This is a genomic window from Bifidobacterium sp. LH_450, assembly GCF_056356715.1.
Genome location: NZ_JBKEUU010000002.1, coordinates 409,687 through 427,832 on the forward strand (window position 1 = coordinate 409,687; position 18,146 = coordinate 427,832).

At 65.8% G+C, this 18,146-nt stretch carries 15 protein-coding genes; 12 read left to right on the forward strand and 3 right to left on the reverse strand.

Annotated elements, in window-relative coordinates; genetic code table 11:
- Window positions 1–67 precede the first annotated feature (67 nt).
- From AC1AXT_RS04190 to era, 5 genes are all read left to right on the forward strand, one after another.
- The gene (locus AC1AXT_RS04190; RefSeq protein ID WP_476539436.1) at window positions 68–403 is read left to right on the forward strand and encodes a histidine triad nucleotide-binding protein; all 336 of its coding nucleotides are present in this window, start codon (window positions 68–70) and stop codon (window positions 401–403) included.
- 42 nt (window positions 404–445) lie between these two features.
- A complete protein-coding gene (locus AC1AXT_RS04195) occupies window positions 446–1,609 on the forward strand; it encodes a PhoH family protein (protein WP_476539438.1) in 1,164 nt (387 codons plus the stop codon).
- Window positions 1,606–2,151, forward strand: a complete 546-nt coding sequence (gene ybeY / locus AC1AXT_RS04200) for an rRNA maturation RNase YbeY (protein ID WP_476539440.1) — start codon at window positions 1,606–1,608, stop codon at window positions 2,149–2,151. The genes AC1AXT_RS04195 and ybeY overlap by 4 nt, the downstream gene beginning before the upstream one ends.
- A 20-nt stretch (window positions 2,152–2,171) precedes the next feature.
- Window positions 2,172–3,566, forward strand: coding sequence for a hemolysin family protein (locus tag AC1AXT_RS04205; RefSeq protein WP_476562929.1), 1,395 nt, complete (start codon window positions 2,172–2,174; stop codon window positions 3,564–3,566).
- A gap of 80 nt (window positions 3,567–3,646) precedes the next feature.
- The gene (gene era / locus AC1AXT_RS04210) at window positions 3,647–4,642 is read left to right on the forward strand and encodes a GTPase Era (RefSeq protein ID WP_476540475.1); all 996 of its coding nucleotides are present in this window, start codon (window positions 3,647–3,649) and stop codon (window positions 4,640–4,642) included.
- A gap of 94 nt (window positions 4,643–4,736) precedes the next feature.
- Here the strand turns inward: era and AC1AXT_RS04215 are convergent, their stop codons facing one another.
- Window positions 4,737–6,794: an AMP-dependent synthetase/ligase gene (locus AC1AXT_RS04215; protein ID WP_476539444.1), complete on the reverse strand. Its 2,058-nt coding sequence runs from the start codon at window positions 6,792–6,794 to the stop codon at window positions 4,737–4,739.
- Window positions 6,795–7,083: 289 nt separating this feature from the next.
- Here AC1AXT_RS04215 and AC1AXT_RS04220 point away from each other — a divergent pair, with 289 nt between their 5' ends.
- From AC1AXT_RS04220 to AC1AXT_RS04230, 3 genes are read left to right on the forward strand one after another with little or no spacing between them, the layout of a single operon-like run.
- The gene (locus AC1AXT_RS04220; protein ID WP_476539446.1) at window positions 7,084–8,217 is read left to right on the forward strand and encodes an NAD(P) transhydrogenase subunit alpha; all 1,134 of its coding nucleotides are present in this window, start codon (window positions 7,084–7,086) and stop codon (window positions 8,215–8,217) included.
- 2 nt (window positions 8,218–8,219) lie between these two features.
- The gene (locus tag AC1AXT_RS04225; RefSeq protein WP_476539448.1) at window positions 8,220–8,531 is read left to right on the forward strand and encodes an NAD(P) transhydrogenase subunit alpha part 2; all 312 of its coding nucleotides are present in this window, start codon (window positions 8,220–8,222) and stop codon (window positions 8,529–8,531) included.
- Window positions 8,532–8,536: 5 nt separating this feature from the next.
- Window positions 8,537–9,988 carry an NAD(P)(+) transhydrogenase (Re/Si-specific) subunit beta gene (locus tag AC1AXT_RS04230; RefSeq protein WP_476539450.1) on the forward strand — a complete coding sequence of 484 codons (1,452 nt, stop codon included), beginning with the start codon at window positions 8,537–8,539 and terminating at the stop codon, window positions 9,986–9,988.
- 114 nt (window positions 9,989–10,102) lie between these two features.
- On the opposite strand, the gene AC1AXT_RS04235 is transcribed toward AC1AXT_RS04230, so the two are convergent.
- Both AC1AXT_RS04235 and AC1AXT_RS04240 read right to left on the reverse strand, forming a co-directional pair.
- The gene (locus AC1AXT_RS04235; RefSeq protein ID WP_476539452.1) at window positions 10,103–11,185 is read right to left on the reverse strand and encodes an alpha/beta hydrolase; all 1,083 of its coding nucleotides are present in this window, start codon (window positions 11,183–11,185) and stop codon (window positions 10,103–10,105) included.
- Between the two features lie 112 nt (window positions 11,186–11,297).
- Window positions 11,298–12,380: an alpha/beta hydrolase gene (locus AC1AXT_RS04240; RefSeq protein WP_476539454.1), complete on the reverse strand. Its 1,083-nt coding sequence runs from the start codon at window positions 12,378–12,380 to the stop codon at window positions 11,298–11,300.
- Window positions 12,381–12,861: 481 nt separating this feature from the next.
- On the opposite strand from AC1AXT_RS04240, the gene AC1AXT_RS04245 reads away from it, so the two are divergent.
- From AC1AXT_RS04245 to AC1AXT_RS04260, 4 genes are all read left to right on the forward strand, one after another.
- On the forward strand, window positions 12,862–13,479 hold the full coding sequence (locus AC1AXT_RS04245) for a 50S ribosomal protein L25/general stress protein Ctc (RefSeq protein WP_476539456.1): 618 nt from the start codon (window positions 12,862–12,864) through the stop codon (window positions 13,477–13,479).
- 677 nt (window positions 13,480–14,156) lie between these two features.
- The gene (locus AC1AXT_RS04250; protein ID WP_476539458.1) at window positions 14,157–15,287 is read left to right on the forward strand and encodes a branched-chain amino acid aminotransferase; all 1,131 of its coding nucleotides are present in this window, start codon (window positions 14,157–14,159) and stop codon (window positions 15,285–15,287) included.
- A gap of 292 nt (window positions 15,288–15,579) precedes the next feature.
- Window positions 15,580–16,419, forward strand: a complete 840-nt coding sequence (locus tag AC1AXT_RS04255) for a trimeric intracellular cation channel family protein (protein WP_476539460.1) — start codon at window positions 15,580–15,582, stop codon at window positions 16,417–16,419.
- Window positions 16,420–16,807: 388 nt separating this feature from the next.
- Window positions 16,808–17,971: an ATP-binding protein gene (locus tag AC1AXT_RS04260; protein ID WP_476539462.1), complete on the forward strand. Its 1,164-nt coding sequence runs from the start codon at window positions 16,808–16,810 to the stop codon at window positions 17,969–17,971.
- The last annotated feature ends 175 nt before the right edge of the window (window positions 17,972–18,146 follow it).

Sequence of the window (18,146 nt, forward strand, 5' to 3'; positions counted from 1 at the left end):
CGCGCGGCGATACTGTAGAATGTCGCGTATCGACAGGAACAACGCACTCATTCCGGTAGGAGGGAACATGAAGGACGACAACTGCCTGTTCTGCAAGATCGTGGACTGCGAGGTCCCGAGCGAAAAGGTGTATGAAGACGCCACGACGTACGCGTTCCGCGACATCCACCCCCAGGCGAAGGTCCACGTGCTCATCGTGCCGCGCGACCACTACGCGAACGTCGCCGAGCTCGCCGCGAAGGCGCCGGGCCAGCTGGCGCACATGGTCGAGGTGGCGCAGTCCATCGCCGACCGCGAATACGACGGCGCCTACCGGCTCGTGTTCAACACCGGCGAAGAGGCCGGGCAGACGGTCTTCCACGTCCATGCGCACGTGCTCACCGGCGAGAAGCTCGACGAGTAGGCATCGGCGCATAGCAGGGACAAGCAAGGAAACCGAGGGGATTTGGCAAGCACTATACGAACGGTGAAAGTTCCCGATTCGCTGGAACCGCTGGCCGTGTACGGCCCGTACGACGAAACGGTGCGCACGGTGGAGGAGCATTTCCCGGCCATCACGCTGCACGTGCGCGGCAACGAAATCACGATCAGGGCGGCCGACCGCGAAGGCGAGTCGCAGGCGGCGCAGGCCGAGGACGCGCTGCACGCCATCATCGAGGCGGCGCACACGACGCCGATGGACGCCGACATGGTCTCGCGCATGCTCGACCAGCAGGTGCTGGCGAACGCGGTGCGCGCGCAGGTGCCGGGGCATGGGGCGACCGTCGAACGGCTGCGCCGCGCCACGCAGCAGGCGGCGCAGGCCGGCCGCCATGCAACGCATGGCGTCGCGCGCCGCAGGCCCAGCATGCCGGGGCTGATCACGTTCGCCAACGGCGAGCCGGTGCGCCCGAAAACGGGCGGCCAGGCGCAGTACGTCGCCGCCATCGACGCCAATACCATCACCTTCGGCATCGGGCCGGCCGGCACCGGCAAGACCTATCTGGCCGTGGCGAAGGCGGTGCGCGCGTACCAGGACGGCGAAGTGCGCCGTATCATCCTCACCCGCCCGGCCGTGGAGGCCGGCGAGCGGCTCGGCTTCCTGCCCGGCACGCTCAACGACAAGGTCGACCCGTACCTGCGCCCGCTGTACGACGCGCTCGGCGACATGCTCGGCGCCGAGCAGATGCGCCGGCTGCTCGACGACGGCACGATCGAGGTGGCGCCGCTGGCCTACATGCGCGGCCGCACGCTCAACGACGCGTTCGTCATCCTCGACGAGGCGCAGAACACCACCGAGCAGCAGATGAAGATGTTCCTGACGCGCCTGGGGTTCAACACGACGATGGTCGTTACCGGCGACAGCACGCAGGTCGATCTCGAGGTGCCGCATTCGGGCCTCAAGTCGATCGAGCGGATCCTGGGAGGCATCGACGGCATCGCGTTCGTGCATCTGGGCGCCGGCGACGTCGTGCGCCACGCCCTCGTCGGGCGCATCGTCGACGCCTACGGCAGGGAGGACGAACGCCGCGAACTGGCGCGCCGCGACAGGGCGCTTCACGCACAGGGCACGCAGGCCGCGCAGGAAGCGGCGGGCGGCGACCGGAAGAAAGGAACGCAAGCGCGATGAGCGTTGAAGTGACCAATGAAACGCAGTGGATCATCGATCCGAAGGTGTTTTCGGATCTCGGCGTATGGGTCATGGACCAGATGCAGGTGAGCACCCAGTCCGACCTGACGATCATGTTCGTCGACCCGGATCCGATCGCCCAGCTGCACATGCGCTGGATGAACCTCGAGGGGCCGACCGACGTCATGAGCTTCCCGATGGACGAGCTGCGTCCCGGCGACGGCAAGACGCCGGTCGAGGGAATCCTGGGCGACATCGTCATCTGCCCGTGGGTGGCCGAGCAGCAGGCGCTGGCGGCCGGCCATTCGACGATGGCGGAAATGCTGCTGCTGACGATCCACGGCATCCTGCATCTGCTCGGCTACGACCATGGCACCCCCGAACAGGAACGGCAGATGTTCGGGCTGCAACGCCAGCTGCTGCTGACGTTCTTCGCGGCGCGGCAGGGCTCCAACTGGCTGGTGAGCCTGCCGCAGGGCGTGCCGAACGAGCTGGAAATCTGGGATGCCGAACACGGCGCCGGCCGCCAGCTGATGCACTGAAAGGAAGTCGAACGCGCCTTATGATCGATCAAACGACGCTGGTGGCGGTAATCGTGCTGGCCGTCGTCGCCGCGGCCCTGACGTGGGCCTCGATGCTGATGGCGGCGCTGGAAAGCGCCATCGGACGCGTGACGCGGGCGAACCTGAACAACTACACGATCGAAATCCAGACCGACGCCGAAATGACGCAGTTCACGCGGCGCAAGGCGATGACGAAGGTGGCGAAGGTGCAGCGCATCCTCGCCAACCGTCGCGCCTCCGGCGGCGGCTGCGCGTTCTACCGCGTGCTGTGCAGCGTGCTGGTCGGCGTGCTCGTCGCCTGCGTGGCGTGGCTGCTGGACGCGCCGCTGTGGGGCGTGCTGGTGGCCGGCGCCGTCGTCGCCTGCGTGGTGGCGTTCATCTCGCTGCTGATGCGGCCGAAGAACGCCGGCAGCTCGGATCCGCTGCACGTCGTGCTGCGCCACGCCTCGCTGGCGACGTTCGCGCTCAACTGCGCGCCGCTGGGCCGGCGCGACGCCGCCGAAAGCCACGGCGAGCTGTCCGACGACGAGGAACGCGAGAAGCTGCAGCTCGAGCAGGGCCGCGCCGCCGTCGACCGGCTCATCGAAACGAACCGGCTGGACCCGGAAGTCTCGGAAATGCTGCGCAACGTGCTGCGGCTGTCCGATACGCTGACGCGCGAGATCATGGTGCCGCGCACCGACATGATCACCATCGAGCGCGACGAAACGCTCGAGGACTTCCTGCGGCTGTGCTCGCGCTCGGGCTTCTCGCGCATCCCGGTCATCGGCACCGACGTCGACGACCTGATCGGCATCGCCTACCTCAAGGACGCCGTGCGCGCCACCGCCTTCAACGCGGCCGCCGATTCGCGCGCCGTCAGCTCGATCGTGCGCGCGCCGATGCTCGTGCCCGAATCGAAGCCGGTCGACGACCTGTTCCATGAAATGCAGCAGACGCGGCACCATGTCGCCGTCGTCGTCGACGAATACGGCGGGGTGGCGGGCCTGGTCACCGTGGAGGACGCCATCGAGGAGATCGTCGGCGAGCTGGCCGACGAGCACGACCGCACGCAGCATGCGCAGCCGCAGCAGATCGGCCCCGACGAATGGAGCATGCCGGCGCGCACGCCGATCGCCGACCTCGAGGAGATCTTCCAGATTGACCTCGACGAAAGCGACGTCGACACCGTCTACGGCCTGCTGACCAAGCTGCTGGGGCGCGTGCCGATCGTCGGCGCCAGCGCCGTCACCCACGGGCTGCGGCTCAAGGCGGTCGATTCGGCCGGGCGGCGCAAGAAGGTCTCGACGATCGTCGTCGAGCCGAACCGCGTCGAGAGCGGCGGCGAAACTGAAACCACGAAAGACGAAACGGATGGCGCCGGGGGCGCCGGCGACAGCGAGGAGCGGCAATGAGCGACACGAAGCAGGGCACCGAACGCGAACGGGACGCCGAACCCATGCAGGAAGGCGGGGCCGCGCAGGGCGGCGAGGCCATGCAGGCCGCGCAAAGCGCGCCGCATGATGCGGCGGTGGCGCCGGCGCGCCCGGACGGCTACCGTTCCGGCTTCGTCGCCGTCGTAGGGCGTCCGAACGTCGGCAAGTCGACGCTGATCAACGGGCTGGTCGGCACGCAGATCGCCATCGCTTCGTCGCGCCCCGAAACGACGCGCAAGGCCATCCGCGGCATCCTGACGACCGACAGCGCCCAGATCGTCCTCGTCGACACGCCCGGCATCCACCGGCCGCGCACGCTGCTGGGCCAGCGGCTCAACGACATCGTCGACGAATCGCTCTCGGACTGCGATGCGGTGGCGTTCCTGCTGCCCGGCGACCAGGAGATCGGCCCAGGCGACAAGCGCATCCTCTCGCGGCTGCGTTCCGACTTCGCCGTCAAGTCCCCGGACGGCTCGTGGCAGTGGAAGGTGCCGCTGATCGCCATCGTCACGAAGATCGACAAGCTGGGCCGCGAAGGGCTCGTCAAGAAGCTCATCGAGGTCGATACGTTCGCCGACTTCACCGACATCGTGCCGGTGTCGGCGCTCGAGCACGACAACCTCGACGAAGTGCGCAAGGTGCTCATCGAGAACTTGCCGGAAGGCCCGCAGATGTACCCGGCGGAAATGGTCAGCGAGGAGCGGCCGGAGGAAACGATCGCCGAGCTCGTGCGCGGCGCGTTCCTCGAGGAGCTCGACGACGAGCTGCCGCATTCGCTCGCCGTCGTCGTCGACTCGATCGAGTACCCCACGGACGCCGAGACGGGCGAGGCGTACAACGGCAAGGCGCGCGTCATGGTGTCGATCTACGTCGAGCGCGACTCGCAGAAGCCGATCATCATCGGCCGCAAGGCCGAGCACCTCGTCGCCGTCAAGAAAAAGCTGCGCACCGCCGTCAACCGCATCGTCGGCCAGAAGGCGCAGCTCGACATGCACGTCAAGGTCGCCAAGAACTGGCAGACCGACACCAAGAAGCTCGAAAAGCTCGGCTTCTAGATTCGAAAAGCGGCCCCTCCCGATTTTGCATTCGGGAGGGGCCGCTTGCTGCTTGTGCATTGCGCCCGGTGCGGCGTGGCCGCCGGGCTGCCTGCTACTTGGAGGAATCCTTCGGGGCGGTGCGCTTCGTGTACATCTGCGTGTTGAGCAGGTTCATGTAGCGCTTGATGACCTTCGGGCGGATCACCTTCATCGAGGCGGTCAGCAGGCCGTTTTCCTGCGTGAAGTCCTCGGGCAGGATGATGAACTTGCGCACCGATTCGGCGCGCGAGACGCCTTCGTTGGCCTGGTCGACGTACTTCTGCACCTCGGCGCGCACGGCGGCGTTGTCGGCCGCCTCCTGCATCGTCATGTCGCCGTTGAGGCCCTTGCTCATCAGCCACGGGCGCAGCGACTCCTCGTCGAGCGTGATCAGCGCCGAAATGAACGGGCGCTTGTCGCCGAGCACGAGGGCCTGCGAGACGATCGGGCAGCGCTCGATGACCTCCTCGATCGGGCCGGGGGACACGTTCTTGCCGCCTGCGGTGATGATCAGGTCCTTCTTGCGCCCGATGATGTAGAGGAAGCCGTCGTCGTCCAGGCGCCCCAGGTCGCCGGTGATGTACCAGCCGTCCTCGGTGAACGACTCCTTCGTGGCCTCCTCGTTCTTGTGGTAGCGCTTGAACACCGACTCGCCCTTGACCTCGATTTCGTCGCCTTCGCCGATGCGCACCTGGAAGCCCGGGAACGGAATGCCGACCGAGCCGGCATGGTACGGCACCGTCAGCGGGTTGAACGCGCACGGCGCGGTCGTTTCGGTCAGGCCGTAGCCTTCGTATACCGGAATGCCGGCGCCGCGGAAGAAGCTCATCAGCTCCGGGTCGAGCGGGGCGCCGCCGGTGACGATCCACTGCGCGTGGCCGCCGAGCACCTCGCGGATCGACGAATAGACGAGCGGGTCGAACGCGTTGCGGCGCGCCTTGACGAACGCCGACGCCTTGCCCTTCTCGGAAATCTCCTGCATGTACTTCTGCGCGGCCACGACGGAAGCGGCGAACACGACGCCCTTGGGGCCGTTGCCGGCCTTCTGGGAAGCGGCGTTGTAGATCTTCTCCAGCACGCGCGGCACGACGATCGTCGTATGCGGGCGCGCCACCTGCAGGTCGGAGGTGAGCGTCTTGATGCCGCGGGCGATGTAGATGTGGATTTCGGAAGCGACGCAGATGTAGTTGATGGCGCGGGCGAACGTGTGCGCCTGCGGCAGGAACAGCAGCACGCGGTGCTTCTTGTTCTCCAGCAGCTCCGGCATGTACGGCGGCAGGTTGACGGCGGTCGTGCAGTAGTCCTTGTGCGTCATCTCGACGCCCTTCGGCGCCGCCGTGGAGCCGGACGTGTACACGATCGAGCACAGGTCGTCGATGCGCACCTCGGCGATGCGCTTGTCGAGCTCGTCGTCGGAAATGACGGCGCCGTACGCCTTGAGCTCGTCGAGGCCGCCGGTCTCGAAGCACACGACGTGCTCGAGCGTCTTGCATTCGGCCTTGGCCAGGTCGGTCTCGTCCTTCATGCCCTTCGTCTCGACGGCCAGGAGCCTGGCGTCCGAGTTGAGCACGATGTTGCGGATCTGCTCGGCGGAATCGGTGTCGTAGATCGTCGCCAGCACGCCGCCGATGGCGAGCACCGCGCCGTCGAACACGTTCCAGTCGTAGCTGGTGTGGCACATGAACGCCACGCCGTCGCCGCGCTTGATCCCCAGGTGCAGCAGGCCCTTGGCGACGGCGCGGATGTCGGCGAGCGTCTCGTTCGCCGTCTTGGTCACCCAGGCGGTGCCCTCCTGGAACGTATAGAGCGGCTCGTCGCCCATCCTGCGCGCGCGGTCGGCGTACAGGTCGTACACGGTGTAGTCGTCCGGCAGCGGCGGGTTGCCCTCGGTGCTGGCCGTCAGGTACTTCGAGTCGGCGTCGATGAACGTCGTCGTCGGCCGGTCCGGCCCCCAGTAGTCCACGTGCGGGAGGTCCGCGTAGTTGTGGTGCTGCACCGTGTCGCCGGCGTTCAGGTAGTCGGGCTCGTCGGGCGTATCGTCGGTCACCGGATGGGTGAAGTCGTCCTTGAGATTCAGGATCTTCTGCGTCGTGCGCGACGCATGTCCCTTGAGCGTATCGAAAACGGACACGGCGGTTCCTCCAAAGTGCTTGATTCCAACGTCTAACCGTTGCTTGCTACCTAAAGCATCGTAGTCCGGCAGTTGCCTTTCGTCACCTTACGTTTCCGTAGCTTTCCTTGGGATTCCGCCGTTTGCGGCCCCTTTCCGCGGCGCGCGGGTGAAAAAAGTGAGCCGAAAGCGCATCGAAAGATGGAACATCGCGGCGCGGCTACGGGGGTTTGGCTAGACTGTTGCGCTGTATGTCCGGCACCGTTGAAAGGCCAGCGGGCCGGGCCGCCAATAGCAAGAAAGGGTTCACATGACTGAACTGACAGAAGGCGCCGTGACGTTCGGCGTGTTCAACGAAACGGGGGAGCACGAATCCCGCGTGGCGTTGACGCCCGACATCGTGACGCGCCTGAAGAAGTCCGGCGTGCGCTGCCTGGTGGAAGCCGGGGCCGGCGAACGCGCGGGCTACGTTGACGACGACTACGCCAAGGCCGGCGCCCAGATCGCCGACCGCAAGCGCATCCTGGCCGACGCCGACGCGCTCGGCTTCGTGGACAGGCCGTCGCTGGAGCTGGCCGCCTCGATGAAGCCGGGCACCTGGGTCATCGGCATGCTCGGCTCGTTCACCGACGCCGACTACGTCGACGCGCTCGCCAAGGACAAGCTCACGGCCGTCGCCATCGAGCGCCTGCCGCGCCAGCTGTCCTCCGCGCAGTCGATGGACGAAATGACGTCGCAGAATTCGGTGATGGGCTACAAGGCCGCCCTCGTGGCCGCCAACGCCTACGGCTCCTTCCTGCCGATGATGACCACGGCCGCCGGCACCATCCGCCCGGCCAAGGTCCTCGTGCTGGGCGCCGGCATCGCCGGCCTGCAGGCCATCGGCACGGCCAAGCGCCTCGGCGCCGTCGTCACCGCGTACGACGTGCGCCCCGCCTCGCAGCAGGAAGTCGAATCGCTCGGCGCGAAGTTCCTCGATCTTGGCCTCGACTTCTCGAAGGGCCAGGGCGAGGGCGGCTACGCCCGCGCGCTGACGCCGGAAGAGCAGGCCGCCCAGCAGGCGGCCGTCGACGAGAAGGCAGCCGGCTTCGACATCATCATCACGACGGCGAAGGTGCCGGGCCGCAAGCCCCCGGTCCTGCTGACCCGCGCAGGCGTGGACGGGCTGCACCGCGGCGCCGTCATCGTGGACTGCGCGGCTTCGGACCTGGGCGGCAACGTCGAGGGCTCGAAGGTCGGCGAACAGGTCACCGACCGCGGCGTGACGATCATCGGCGCCCCGTACCTGGCCAGCGACGTGGCAACGACCGCCTCGAACCTGCTGGCGCGCAACGTGGCCGACATCCTCGTCCACTTCATCCACGACGGCAAGCTCGCCGTGGACTTGTCCGACGAAATCGACCAGGCGATGGTCGTGGCAACTGACGGCACGAAAGGGGAGTGACGATGCCTGATCTTGTAGTTTCCATTACGCTGTTCATCCTCGCGCTGCTCATCGGCATCGAGGTCATCGGCAAGGTCCCGGCCACGCTGCATACGCCGCTGATGTCGGGCGCCAACTCGATCCACGGCATCGTCATCGTCGGCGTCGTCATCGTGGCGGCCGAAGCGAACTCGCCCCTGAGCTACGTGTTCATCTTCCTGGCCGCCGTGCTGGGCACGATGAACGTCGTCGGCGGCTACGTGGTGACGGACCGCATGCTCGAGATGTTCAAGAGCGACAAGTCGAAGGAACCGACCAAGAAGGACGGTAAGTAAAAGCTATGGAACTCATCGCAAACGCCTCCCAGGTCGAGGCCGGGACGAGCTCGCTCGACATCGTTTCCTGGTTCGTCTACCTGCTGTCCGCGGTCCTCTTCGTCATGGGCCTGCACTTCATGAATTCCCCGAAGACGGCGCGCCGCGGCAACACGATCTCCGCCGTCGGCATGGTCATCGCCGTCGCCATGGCGTTCATCAAGCTGTTCGCGCAGGGCTTCGTGTCGTGGATCGCCGTCGGCCTGCTGATCGCCGGCATCGCCGTCGGCGCGGTGGCCGGCGTCGTCTCCGCCAAGAAGGTGAAGATGACCGACATGCCGCAGCTGGTGTCGGTGTTCAACACCGTCGGCGGCGGCGCTGCCGCGCTGGTCGCCCTGAACGACATCCTCGCCTCCGAAGGCACCCCGTCGCTCGTCGTGCTCATCACGGCCGGCCTGGGCGTCATGATCGGCTCGGTGACGTTCACCGGCTCGCTGATCGCCGCCGGCAAGCTGCAGGGCATCAAGTGGGTGAAGAACCTGCGCCTGGCGGGCAAGGGCTTCTGGAACATCCTGTTCATCGTCCTGACCGTCGCCTCCCTCGTGCTGCTGTGCGTGTTCCCCGAGCAGCGCCTGCTGTTCTCGATCCTGACCACCGTCTTCGCGCTGTGCTACGGCCTCGTCTTCGTCATCCCGATCGGCGGCGCCGACATGCCGGTCGTCATCTCCGTGCTTAACGCCTGCACCGGCACCGCCGTGGCCATGTCCGGCCTGGCGATCGACAACGTCGCGCTGATCGTGGCCGGCGCCCTCGTCGGCGCGGCCGGCGTCACGCTCTCGGTGCTCATGTCCAAGGCCATGAACCGCCCGCTCATGTCCGTCCTCGCCGGCGGCTTCGGCGGCGGCGCTGCCTCCGGCGGCGCCGCGGGCGACGGTCCGGAAGGCACGATGAAGGAAACGTCGGCCGACGATCTGGCCGTCCAGCTCGTCTACGCCGACAAGGTCATCTTCGTGCCGGGCTTCGGCCTCGCGCAGGCGCAGGCCCAGCGCGAGCTCGCCGACCTGGGCGAGCTGCTCAAGGAGCACGGCGTCGAGGTCGAGTACGCCATCCACCCGGTGGCCGGCCGCATGCCTGGCCACATGAACGTGCTGCTCGCCGAGGCGAACGTGCCCTACGACGAGCTCATCGACCTCGACGACGTCAACCCGCAGTTCCCGTCGGCCAACGTCTCGCTGGTCGTCGGCGCGAACGACGTCACGAACCCGGCCGCCCGCAAGCCCGGCACCCCGGTGTCCGGCATGCCGATCCTCGACGTCGACAAGAGCCAGAACGTCGTCGTCATGAAGCGCGGCCGCGGCAAGGGCTACGCCGGCATCGAGAACGAGCTCTACTTCGAGCCCAACACCCAGATGCTGTTCGGCGACGCCAAGGCGAGCCTGCAGGCCGTCATCGCCGCCGTCAAGGAGCTCCTCCAGTAGCATCCGGATGTAGCAGCGTCCAGCAAAAAGAGGCCTCGCACGAAAACATTCGTGCGGGGCCTCTGTAATTTGTGTGCAGCCTTTTGAGGGAAAGCAACGAGTGGACCGCAATGGCTACTCAATCAGCCCGCAACGGCGCAGGAAGCCGTCGACCGTGCTCCAGTAGAGCGCCGGATCCCGCCGCACGCTTGCCGTGTGCGCCGCGCCCGCAATCTGCAGCTTCTGCACGTGCCTGCCCGTCTCGCTGGCGCGCAGGTAAAGCGTGGAGAGCGCCTGCGGGTCGACGACGTCGTCCGCCGAACCCTGCACGAGCAGCACCGGCGCCTTGATGCCCCCGATTGCCGTAATCGCCGCCCCGGCGGTGAAGGGGCGCTTGAGCACAAGCCGGTTGACGATATCCGCGGCGTCTACGATCCATGTGGCGAGCCGCCGCGGCACATGCAGCGTCTGGGCGGTCGAGCGAACCAGCTGGCCGTACGCGTCGCAGTAGGCGCTGTCGGCGACGACGCCCCTGATGTTCTCAGGCGCTTCGGGCGAGCCCGCGGCTGCGAGCACCGTCGCGGCGCCCATCGAATTGCCGTCGAGCAGGATCTCCGCTTCGCTATCCGCGGCGACGACGGCGTCCGTCCATGCCAGCACGTCCTTCGCCTCCTCGTAGCCGAGGCCCACATAGCGGCCGCCGCTGAGCTCGTGGCCGCGCTGCGCCGGAACGAGCACGGTGAAGCCGAGCCGCGCGTAATGGTAGGCCCATGGCGCCATTTCGAGCGGCTCGCCGGTATAGCCATGCACGCAGATCGCGTAGCGGTGCGGCAGCGGCGTGGCGGTGTCCGGGTCGAATTTCCATGCGTGCAGGCGCGTGCCCGCGGGGCCGGCCATGCGTATCGGCTGCTTCGTGTCCTCGAACCAGCGGCGCGAAGCCGGGTCGAGATTCGCCACCGTCTCGTCCCACGACGCGAGCTTGCCGGCGCGCTTGAGCCGGAACAGCGAAACGGGGGAGCGGGTATCCAGCGCGATGGCATAGACGGCGGCGCCGGCCGTGGCGATGGCCGCCGCGCCGGCGCCCATCGCAAGCGCCGCCCGGCGCAGGAATCTGCCGGCTGCAGCGCCGGAATGCCGCGGCGCATCCGCGGAATGCCGCGCCGCGCCGCCGCCCTCGCGTCGTCCGGAACCGCTGCGGGAATCTGTGGGTTTCGTCATGCTTCCAGTGTAATTGGAGCCTTGTGCGTCACGGCTGCCTTGTTCCTTGCGTGGCCAAAATCAATCCGGCCCCTTTCCGATTGAGACGCTCCGTTACAGCCCTCTGCGCGGACTATTTGCGCGGGAAGATCCGGTCGACGAAGCCGTCGACGGTGTCCCAGTACAGTTCCGGTTCGGTGAGCACCTCGAACGTGTGCTTCGCGCCGTCGATCATCAGCTTGTGCTTGTCGTCGGACGCGCACGCGTCGTAGAGCACGTCGATCGAGTCGGGCGGCACGACGGTGTCGTCGGAACCCTGCAGGAACAGCACCGGCAGCGTGATGTGCGTGACGGCGTCCTGCACCGACACGTCCTTGAACGAGAAGCCCTGCACGAAGCGGTTGATGACGTCGACCCCGTTGACCAGCGCGCGGGCGAGCGGCCGCGGCAGATGCGTGTTGGTGATCGTCGAATCGACCATCTCCTCGAACGAGGAGTCGAAGGCGCTGTCGGCGAGGATGGCCTTGACGTTGTCCGGCATCTCGGTGTCGCCGGCCGCCAGCAGCACCGTCGTGCCGCCCATCGACGTGCCGTCGAGCAGGATCTCGGCATCCGGATCCTCCTTGACGATCGCCTCGACCCAGTCGTGCACGTCGAGGCTTTCGGTGTAGCCCATGCCGGTGAAGCGGCCATCGTCGAGCGCGTCGCCGCGCAGCGACGGCACGACGACCGTGAAGCCGCGCTGCGCGAAGTGGTAGGCCCACGGCTGCATTTCGGTCGGGTCGCCCATGTAGCCGTGCACGCACAGCACCACCTGGTGCGGCCGCGGCTCGCTGTCGAACGGCTCGAACTTCCAGGCGTGCAGCCGGGCGCCGTCGCGGGCGGCCGTGGTGAAGATCTCCTGCTTCTCGCGCTGGAACCAGGCCGCCGCTTCGGCGGTGAAATCGCTCGGCGTCGCCATCTTCTTCTTGAACTTGCCGCTGGCCTTCATCGCGAATACCGACACCGGCGACTTCGTGTCGACGGTGAACTCGAACGCGATCGCCGACGCGAGCGCGTAGATGCCGGCTCCGATCGCGGCCCCCTTCACGGCCTTCTTCGCGACCTTTCCCGCGGTGCAGCCGCAGCAGCCGCCACGGCGAGCTCCGGTTCTCCGGGCGGCGTTGACCGTGCTGGCGGTTTCCTTGGTGAGTGCAGGCTTCTTGCTTGACGACATAATGGGCTCCTCTCCTGAATATCGTTCGATGCCCCTGCCTCCATTGTCCAATTCCGGCTCCGTGTTCACTGGTTTCTTCGCTGCCCGGAAAACCCGCCCAGGAACCGGAACAGCGAAGACCTGAACCTGCCGCCTCCGGTTCCTCCCGCTCCGGCGTGTCGGGGAACCGGACCCAGAAAAGCCCAGAATCGCTGGCTCCGGTTCCTCCCAACGCGGCGTGTTGAGGAACCGGGCCGTGAAAATCGGAATCATCCCCGCTCCGGTTCCTCTCGGGCCGGCGTGTTGAGGAACCGGAACCAAGAGGGGCAGGCGTCGTCCGCGGGGTCGGATAGATTGAAACGGTTGCTTTGGCGAGGGAAGCGGGCGCGGAACGCGGCCCGGCTTCCGTGATCGACTCGGCTTGACGCCCCTTTCCTTTCGGCGAGGGCGCGCGTTGGTTCGAAGATGCGCCGAAACGCGACAGATACGAAAGGAAAACGACATGGCAAACAACACCATCGTGCTTGAAGGCTCCCTGCGCACCGAATTCGGCAAGGGCCCCGCCCGCCGCATGCGCGTGGCCAAGGAAATCCCGGCGACGATCTACGCCGGCGGCGAGCAGCCGGTCTACATCAAGCTGCCGCAGAAGGAAACGACGCTGGCCCTGCGCCTGACGAACGCCCTGTTCACCATCAATTTCGACGGCCAGTCCAAGCTCGCCGTCGCCAAGGAAGTCCAGAAGAACCCGGTCAAGCGCACCGTCGAGCACGTCGACTTCTACGAAGTGCGCGCCGGCGAGAAGATCGAGGTCGAGGTGCCGGTGTTCGTCGAAGGCACCCCGAAGGGCGCCGCGAAGGCGTTCGTCGACATCCAGGAGCTCAAGGTCCGCGCCGATGTCGCCAACCTGCCCGAGAAGATCGTCGTGAACGTCGACGGCCTGACCGACGGCACCAAGGTCTACGCCAAGGATCTCGAAATGCCGGAAGGCGTCGAGCTCGACGTCGAGAACATGGACGAGTCCGTCGTCACCGTCGAGGTGCCGGACGAGGCCGCCGCCCCCGACTTCGAAGCCGCCGCTCCGGAAGCGACCGCTGAAGGCCCGGCTGAAAACGCCGAGTGAGCCGGTCGCCGGAAACGCGCCGGATCTAATCTAGATTCCGCGTTCCAGCACGCTTAGCGAAGCGCCCTCCCGTTACGCAAACGGGAGGGCGCTTTCGTTTCTTTCCATTCCGGTTCCCCCGACACGCCGCAATCAGAGGAACCGGACCCACCCTTCCGGCGTCTCCTTGGTTCCGGTTCCCCGACACGCCATAACCAGAGGAACCGGAACCGCCCTTCCGGCGTCTCCTTGGTTCCGGTTCCCCGACACGCCGCCGCGGTCGGTGCGGATTGCCGGGGTGGGACCGGCCGCCGTGAGAGGAACCTGATACGCCGGCGTCTGATATGGGGGAGGGGGAGAAGGGGTGCCGTAGTCCGGCTGCCAGTCGGACGCGTTCCGCACGCTGAAGCCGGAGCCGCCGGAACCGTTGGCGTCTTCGGGGCGTTCGTTCGGGTTTGGGGTAGGGCTGCCCATGTCGCTCACCTCCTGCATTGGAAAATCGGAAAATCTGGCCGTGGCAACCGATGCCAGGGAATCTTCCTGAAAGCCGTTCGAAAGCCGGCTGGAAACCGTCGGGGGTGTCAAGATGTGAACCGCCGGTTTCATTCCGTAACCAACGTGTGTAAGAGTAGGGAGCCAAGCCGGCGGCCAGTGCCGCACGGCAACCCACCCGACTACCGAAGCAAAGAAGAGTTACGATGACAGATTTCCAGTCGCATCACGATCCGAAGGAACTCGACGAGCTGGCGGCGAAGTTCACCGTCCTGCCGAACGACAACCCCGCGTCCGAAGCGAAGCGCAACGAGCTGATCGACAAGCCGGCGTTCGGACAGGTCTTCTCCGACAGCATGGCCCACATGACGTGGACGAAGGGCGAGGGCTGGTCTGACCGCCGCATCGAGCCGTATGCGCCGCTCAAGCTGGACCCGGGCGCTTCGGTGCTGCACTATGCGCAGGAGATCTTCGAAGGCCTGAAGGCCTACCGCCACGCCGACGGCTCCACCTGGCTGTTCCGCCCCGACGCGAACGCCGAGCGCTTCCAGAATTCGGCCGAGCGCCTCTACCTGCCGCAGCTGTCCGTCGACGACTTCCTCGGATCGGTCGCCGCGCTCATCAAGCAGGACGTGAACTGGGTGCCGTCCCGCCGCGAATACACGCTCTACATGCGCCCGTTCATGTTCGCGTCCGAACCGTTCCTCGGCGTGCGCGCTCCGGAAGAGGTGGACTACTGCGTCATCGCGTCGCCTTCCGGCCCGTACTTCCCGGGCGGCGTCAAGCCGGTGAGCATCTGGGTGGAAGACAAGTTCTTCCGCACCGGCCCCGGCGGCACCGGCTTCGCCAAGTGCGGCGGCAACTACGCGGCGTCGCTGCTCGGCGAATACCGCGGCATCGAGCAGGGCTGCGAGCAGGTGTGCTTCGTCGACGCCGCCACCAAGACCTACCTCGAGGAGCTCGGCGGCATGAACATGATGGTCGTCTACAAGGACGGCCACGTGGAGACCCCGAGCCTGACCGGCAACATCCTGCCGGGCGTCACGCGCCGCTCGATCATCCAGCTGCTTTCCGACAAGGGCCGCGACGTCGTCGAGACGATGATCGTGCTCGACAAGCTGCTCGAGGACATCAAGTCCGGCGAGGTCACCGAGGTGTTCGCCTGCGGCACCGCCGCCATCATCACGCCGATTGGACGCTTCAAGTCGGAAACGTTCGACGTCGAAGTCAACGGCGGCAAGACCGGCGAACTGACGATGGAGCTGCGCAACGAGCTGCTTGGCATCCAGCTGGGCGAGATCGAGGATCCGCACAACTGGATGTGGAAGGTCTGCTGAGATTCCTTCCGCCTGCGCTGATGCGTAGACTTGCGTTGATGCGCAGGTTTTGCGTTGACGCGTCGGGCTTCCGTTCGCGCGTGAAGCCTGCGTTCGCGGCGTGAGGCTTCCTTTCCCACTGTATTTTCCTCTGTATTCTGCGTGCGCGGGGCGCGCGGCCTTCGGGGCCGTCGCCCCGCGCACGCTTTTTTGCCGGCGGCGCAGCCCCCGCCGCGCCGGTACGACGGGGCCGTCCCTGTCTGGTATGTTGGCGAACAGTTGGTTTGACCCGCACCCGGAGGAGGAGAAGAAGATGGCTATCGCCCTGCAGACCAGCCCGTTCTTCCAGGCCATTGAATACCTGGCGGTGTTTTTCTGCGGCATCAGCGGCGGCATGGCCGCCATCAAGAAGAACTACGATCTGCTGACCATCGTCATCACCGGCTGGCTGACGGCGCTGGGCGGCGGCCTGATCCGCGACACGTTCCTCGGCGCGCTGCCTCCGGTCGGCGTGACGAACATCGGCTACATCGCCACCGCATTCGCAGCCGGCCTCATCGTCGCCGTCATCCATCCGGAAGTCGAGAAGCTCAAATGGTCGATGCTGACGATCGACGCGCTCGCCCTGGCGCTGTTCGCCGTCAACGGCACGTCGAAGGCGCTCATGTACAGCACGACCGGCGTGACCGCCGTGTTCCTCGGCACGTTTACCGCCATCGGCGGCGGCATGATCCGCGACATCCTGCTCAACGAGGTCCCGCAGGTCATCCGCGACCAGCATTGGTACATCATCCCGGCGGTCGTCGGCTGCGTGCTGACGGTGGTGGTATGGCGCTGGGAGGAGGCGAAGCGCATTACGTTCCAGCAGGAGTTCGTGCTGGACGTCGCGATCGTCATCCTCGTCATCCTGCTGCGGCTTGCGTCGGTGAAGTTCGACTGGAAGGTTCCGGGGGCGATGCACCGCACGCAGGCGCACCTGCCGAGCAAGATCATCGAACGCAAGGTCCACCACCGCGTCGAAGAGTACCGCGAGGAAAAGGCCGAAGAGGCGGAGGAAGAAACGGAGGAGGACCACGCTTCCAGCGCCCCCGCCACTTCCTCTTCCTCCTCCGAAGGTTCATCCAAGATTCCCTCCTCGCCTTCCTCCCGCTGACGCCCCAGCGCCGCTGCGGTCCGCAGGCGTTGCGAAGCCTCCGGCAACCGCCCTGCCAGCAGCGCCGCGGAACCGTGGCGGATTCCAGCGGGTATCCGCAAAGCATTTTCGGGATTGGCGTTTGCTTCCAATTGCACAGCTCAATACGGCTATCGATGGAAGCCAACGCCAATCCTTTTCCATATCCGCTTCTTTCAAGATCCCGTCAATCCAGCTCGAATAGTTAAGAAGTATTAACGGGTGTTAAGAGGTGTTAAGAAGTGTTAACGGGGGTTAAGAAGTGTTAAGATAGGTTAAAACCAGAAGAGCGCGAGGGCGGATGATAAGGAATCAGCCGCCCTTGTTCGCGCAGCAGAATAGAGGAAGAAAGGCGGATGCGATGGCGGCCATGTCGTTTTCGGTCAATCCGTTCATGCCAGGGGCTGGCGTCGTTCCGGTGGAGATGGTGGGGCGCGACGCGCAGACCGCCAGATTCAGCTCGATGCTGGGGCAGATCGCTTTCGGCCGCGACTCCATCGGCCTCATGGTGTATGGCATGCGGGGCGTCGGCAAGACCAGCCTCCTCGTGACGTGGCAGGAGCAGGCGGAAGAGACTGGATTCACCACGCTGCGCATCGAGACGACCGGCGTCTACAAAGACGACATGGGGGAACTGGAACAACGCGTCGCCGAACGGTCTTCCGCCATTGCCGCGGCGAAGAACGCCGTCTCCCATATCGAATCCGTCACCACCCCATTCGGTGCGGTGACGGTCAGCCATGATGAAACCAAGGATGTGCGCGAGCGGATCCTGGAAAATCTCATGCCGCTCATCAATGCCGCGAAGGACCGCAAGCGGGGAGTGCTGTTGTTCATCGACGAATTCCAGGAAGCCGATGCGGCGATGATCGGCTGGTTGCTGTCGCTTCAGCAGCGGATGGTGACATCGCACTTGCCGTTCTACCTGGTCATTGCCGGGCTGCCCAATCTTCCAGGGGTCATTACCGGCGTACGCTCCTATGCCGAACGGCTGTTCCTTCCGGTCGCCCTTGACAGCCTTACCCCGGAGCAGACGCGCAAGGCGTTCCAGGACACGGCCCGCGTCGACGGCCGTTCCTTTACCGACGACGCGCTCGAGCGGCTGGCGCAGGAAACGGACGGCTATCCGTTCTTCATCCAGGTATATGGCAACGCCGTATGGAATGGCGCCGAATCCACGCCGATGACTGTCCGGGACGTCGACAACGCCAGGGCTGCGGCGCTCGACATCCTTGATGGATGCCTGTACCGCAGCCGCTGGCAGCGCGCTACCGTCGCTCAGAAACGGTTCATGCGCGCGATGGCATCCAGCGGCCAGCAGGATGTTCCGCAAAAGGCGCTGGAAGAGGCGCTCGCCGTGTCCGGTGCCAGGATCTCCGCGCTCAAGGAACAGCTCATCGAGCATGGCCTGATTTTCCAGCCAGAGTACGGCAAGGTTTCGTTTACCGTCCCAGGCATGGAAGACTACATTCTCCGCGAGCATCCCGCCGACCAGGAACCCTACGAACATAACGGCGCTGCCGACGACGACTAAACCTTAACGGCGGACCGTCATTTCGTTTTCCGCAGGATGAGGATCAGTGTGTCGGCTACCGCGCAGAAGACAAAGCATCCGACGGTCAATGCGGATTGCCCTGTATTTGCAGCAATAATGGCGAAGACAGCGAACAAGGCTATGGGAAGTCCGGAAAGCCACCTGGAGCGCATGG

Excerpts from the sequence above, each read along its gene's own strand:
- AC1AXT_RS04190 (WP_476539436.1), top strand. The coding sequence starts at position 68 with ATGAAGGACGACAACTGCCTGTTCTGCAAGATCGTGGACTGCGAGGTC.
- ybeY (WP_476539440.1), top strand. The coding sequence starts at position 1,606 with ATGAGCGTTGAAGTGACCAATGAAACGCAGTGGATCATCGATCCGAAG.
- AC1AXT_RS04205 (WP_476562929.1), top strand. The coding sequence starts at position 2,172 with ATGATCGATCAAACGACGCTGGTGGCGGTAATCGTGCTGGCCGTCGTC.
- era (WP_476540475.1), top strand. The coding sequence starts at position 3,647 with ATGCAGGCCGCGCAAAGCGCGCCGCATGATGCGGCGGTGGCGCCGGCG.
- AC1AXT_RS04220 (WP_476539446.1), top strand. The coding sequence starts at position 7,084 with ATGACTGAACTGACAGAAGGCGCCGTGACGTTCGGCGTGTTCAACGAA.
- AC1AXT_RS04225 (WP_476539448.1), top strand. The coding sequence starts at position 8,220 with ATGCCTGATCTTGTAGTTTCCATTACGCTGTTCATCCTCGCGCTGCTC.
- AC1AXT_RS04230 (WP_476539450.1), top strand. The coding sequence starts at position 8,537 with ATGGAACTCATCGCAAACGCCTCCCAGGTCGAGGCCGGGACGAGCTCG.
- AC1AXT_RS04235 (WP_476539452.1), bottom strand. The coding sequence starts at position 11,185 with ATGACGAAACCCACAGATTCCCGCAGCGGTTCCGGACGACGCGAGGGC.
- AC1AXT_RS04240 (WP_476539454.1), bottom strand. The coding sequence starts at position 12,380 with ATGTCGTCAAGCAAGAAGCCTGCACTCACCAAGGAAACCGCCAGCACG.
- AC1AXT_RS04245 (WP_476539456.1), top strand. The coding sequence starts at position 12,862 with ATGGCAAACAACACCATCGTGCTTGAAGGCTCCCTGCGCACCGAATTC.
- AC1AXT_RS04250 (WP_476539458.1), top strand. The coding sequence starts at position 14,157 with ATGACAGATTTCCAGTCGCATCACGATCCGAAGGAACTCGACGAGCTG.
- AC1AXT_RS04255 (WP_476539460.1), top strand. The coding sequence starts at position 15,580 with ATGGCTATCGCCCTGCAGACCAGCCCGTTCTTCCAGGCCATTGAATAC.
- AC1AXT_RS04260 (WP_476539462.1), top strand. The coding sequence starts at position 16,808 with ATGTCGTTTTCGGTCAATCCGTTCATGCCAGGGGCTGGCGTCGTTCCG.